This is a genomic window from Saccharopolyspora sp. (genome assembly GCF_017434145.1).
Taxonomy (GTDB): Bacteria; Actinomycetota; Actinomycetes; order Mycobacteriales; family Pseudonocardiaceae; genus Saccharopolyspora_C; species Saccharopolyspora_C galaxeae.
This window is the reverse complement of record NZ_JAFRFW010001027.1, coordinates 1-3,160: the sequence shown is the minus strand read 5'-3', so window position 1 is coordinate 3,160 and position 3,160 is coordinate 1. Positions and strand designations below refer to the sequence as shown.

4 protein-coding genes are annotated in these 3,160 nt (G+C 68.6%); 2 read left to right on the top strand and 2 right to left on the bottom strand.

What is annotated here, in order from left to right:
• Window positions 1-714: 714 nt before the first annotated feature.
• Window positions 715-1,011 carry a carbohydrate-binding module family 14 protein gene (locus IJH84_RS28095; protein WP_295150954.1) on the top strand — a complete coding sequence of 99 codons (297 nt, stop codon included), beginning with the start codon at window positions 715-717 and terminating at the stop codon, window positions 1,009-1,011.
• Window positions 1,012-1,154: 143 nt separating this feature from the next.
• Here the strand turns inward: IJH84_RS28095 and IJH84_RS28090 are convergent, their stop codons facing one another.
• Both IJH84_RS28090 and IJH84_RS28085 read right to left on the bottom strand, forming a co-directional pair.
• Window positions 1,155-2,141 carry an adenosine deaminase gene (locus IJH84_RS28090; RefSeq protein ID WP_295150952.1) on the bottom strand — a complete coding sequence of 329 codons (987 nt, stop codon included), beginning with the start codon at window positions 2,139-2,141 and terminating at the stop codon, window positions 1,155-1,157.
• 52 nt (window positions 2,142-2,193) lie between these two features.
• Window positions 2,194-2,652, bottom strand: a complete 459-nt coding sequence (locus IJH84_RS28085) for a MarR family winged helix-turn-helix transcriptional regulator (protein ID WP_295150950.1) — start codon at window positions 2,650-2,652, stop codon at window positions 2,194-2,196.
• A gap of 128 nt (window positions 2,653-2,780) precedes the next feature.
• Here IJH84_RS28085 and IJH84_RS28080 point away from each other — a divergent pair.
• Window positions 2,781-3,160 (top strand): DUF5313 family protein (locus IJH84_RS28080; protein ID WP_295150948.1); only part of this gene is annotated, 380 nt, incomplete at its 3' end.

The window sequence follows — 3,160 nt, the reverse complement described above, 5'->3', positions numbered from 1 at the left end:
GCGCGGTAGTGCGCTGCGGCGCCAGCGTGTCGATCAGATGGGTCTGTCCGAGCGAGAATCCGTGACGGTAGGTGCATGCTCTGCCTAATCGACCATTGAATGCTCACTCTAAAGAGGAGTGTCGACGCGCCGCGATGACGGCATGTAGTTCGATCTCGATGCCTGGGACGCATTCCTTGATCGGCGAGCTGTGGAATTCCGCGCCGCCGCGTGCCGGATCATTCCGCGGCCGATGAGACCGCGGCCCGGCCAATCCGAGCGGTCCGGCGGAATCGACAAGATCGTATGACGAGAAAAGCGGATCATGTCCGGAGAAATGTGCATCGGCGGCACCGGCTACGACCGGGGAAGCGAGCCGCTCGGGGCGGTAGCGGGCGAGGTCGCCGCCCGCCGGATCCCCGGCCGCGGACCGGACCGGGACCGCAAGGCCCGGGTGGCGCGCGTACCTCAGCCCGGGTCGGCGCGGGTGGGCACAACTCCGCCGCAGCGCCGGCCCCGCCTGCTCGGCGGGCGCAGTGAAGTCGCGGCGGCGGCACCACGTGACCGGCAGGCCGATGCCGGAGCCGATCGACCGATCTGAGCCTACGCAATACCCCGCAATGAAGATCACTCGTTCGTAGCTTCGACTGCTGGACGCTTGAATCGAAGATCGTCGGCGCAATACGCTCGGCCGGAAACGCGGTAGCTACCGCGAAAACATCGGAGGAAGCCGAGATGGTCGGTTCAGGAGTGCGCGGCCGCTGGGTATTGACGGCAACGGCGGTCGGGCTGCTCGCTTTCGTTCCGTTCAGCACGGCTGCGGCCGAGAGCGCACTACGGGAACCGACGCAGCTCACGGAACGAGCGCCGGTGGGGGAGTGCCCGCAGAAGGACGGCCCGTTGCCGACGTACCTGCCGGATGACAGCGATCCCAATGCCTTCTACGTGTGCGACAAGGGAGTTCCGTACAAAAGCAACTGCCCGCCGAACCTCATCTGGGATCAAGACCTGGTGACGTGCGTTTACGAATGATTCGACGGTGCGCGGGATCGTCGACTGGCCCGGATCCGCCCGGCCGGGCTCTGCGGCGGTGCCTTCTGACCGGTTCCGGAAAGCGCGCCTTCGGAGGCACGAATTGTCGCCGACCGGCCCGCCGGGTTTCCCGCGCGGCCCGGTCACTCCACTGAGCAGGCGGCGACCTCGGCCAGGTATGCGGCTTTGCGCGGCTCGTCGAGGAAGGACGCGGTGAACGAGTTAGCAGCCAGGCCGCGCAGCTGCTCGCCGTCCACGCCCAATTCCCGTTGCACCGCGGCGAAGTTCTCCCCGACGTGGCCGCCGAAGTACGCCGGGTCGTCCGAGTTGATCGTCACCAGCAGGTCCTCGGCCAGCAGCCGCGGCAAGGTGTGCACCTCCAGGCCGGGGAAGCAGCCGAGCCGGACGTTCGACAGCGGGCACACCGTCAGCGGCACCCGATCCCGCCGCAGCCGCGCCACCAGCTCCGGATCTTCCAGCGCGCGGATGCCGTGGTCGATGCGCTCCGCCCCGAGCAGGTCCAGCGCTTCGGTCACGTACTTCGGCGGGCCTTCCTCGCCCGCGTGCGCGACCGCGCGCAGCCCGAGCGCGCGGGCGCGGCGGAAGACCTCGGTGAACTTCGACGGCGGGTGCCCGACCTCGGCCGAGTCCAGCCCCACGCCGATGATCCGGTCCAGGTGGGGCTCGGCCGCGCGCAGCACCTGCTCGGCCGACTCGGCGGACTCGTCGCGCAGGAAGCACAGGATCAGCTCGGCGGACACGCTGCTGTCGGCGATGGCGCTGGTGAGCCCTTCGATCACGGTGCGCACCGGCACACCGCGCTTGGTGTGCGCCTGCAGATCGAAGAAGATCTCGGCGTGCCGCACGCCATCTTCGGCGCATCGGCGCAGGTAGGCCGCCGCCAGATCGCGGAAGTCGGCTTCGGTGCGCAGCACCGCCATGTTCGCGTAGTAGATGTCCAGGAACGACTGGAGATCGCTGAAGCGGTACTTGGCGCGCAGCTGCTCGACCGAGGCGTGCGGCAGCGCGATGTCGTTGCGCCGCGCCAGCTCGAAGACCATCTCCGGTTCGAGGGTGCCCTCGATGTGCACGTGCAGTTCGGCCTTCGGCAAGGGAGTCGGCGCGTTCATCCGGCCGAGCATATAGCCGCCGACGCCGTCGATCGCCCGACGCCGACGTGGCTCACACCGCTCGGCTGCGGTGCGCGGCGTCGATGACCCGGTGCAGGGAGCCGTTCAGCGCCTCCAGCTCGGAGACGTCCATGCCGAGCTGCTCGACCACCCGGTACGGGATTTCCTCCGCCTTCGCGCGCAGCGCCCGCCCGGCGTCGGTGAGTTCCGCGGTCAGCAGCCGCTCGTCGTCCGCGCTGCGCCTGCGGGTGAGGTACCCGACCGTCTCCAGCCGCTTGAGCAGCGGGGACAACGTTGCCGAGTCGGCCTGCAAGGTGTTGCTGAGGTCTTTGACCGAGCGCGGGGAGGACTCCCACAGCGCGAGCATGACGAGGTATTGCGGATGGGTCAGGTTGAGCGGTTCGAGCAGCGGCCGGTACAGCGCGATGACGCTGCGGGAGGCGACCGACAGCGCGAAGCAGACCTGCCGATCGAGCGCGAGGGGATCCTCGCCCAGGTCGACCTGCTCCATGCGGCACCGTCCTTCCTGCTCGCCGATCACCACGTTAGCATCGCACGCAGAACATTAGTGCATTAACGATTAGTGCCTTCGACGGCGCTGCCGGGCTCGGCCCGCCGGTGCGATGGGAGCGGTGCGCGATGGGTGCGTCGAAGCGGGTTCGGCCAAACCCGGTGCTGTGGATCTGGTACGCCTACGGCGGCCGGTTGCCGCAGCGGTATTCCGAGTGGGTGTTGCACGACGTCAGCGCCCGCACGTGGATGGTGCGGCACGCGTTGCGCAGCCTCGTGCAGCTCTCCCCGGGCCTGCTGTTCCTGCTGATGCCCGGCCCGTTGTGGATCAAGGCGATGGCGTTGCTGGGCGGGGTGATCCTCGGGCTGTGGTACTCGCTGGCCTACGCCGAGTTCACCGTCGAACACCGGGCGCACAAGCAGGGATATCCGCTGGGCGCAGCCCGGCGGACGCGCGAAGAGGCGAAGGCGAAGCTGCGCGCCGAGCAGCACGAGCGCTACGCGGCGAT

Coding starts and splice junctions, on each gene's coding strand:
- IJH84_RS28095 (WP_295150954.1), top strand. CDS start 715: ATGGTCGGTTCAGGAGTGCGCGGCCGCTGGGTATTGACGGCAACGGCG.
- IJH84_RS28090 (WP_295150952.1), bottom strand. CDS start 2,141: ATGAACGCGCCGACTCCCTTGCCGAAGGCCGAACTGCACGTGCACATC.
- IJH84_RS28085 (WP_295150950.1), bottom strand. CDS start 2,652: ATGGAGCAGGTCGACCTGGGCGAGGATCCCCTCGCGCTCGATCGGCAG.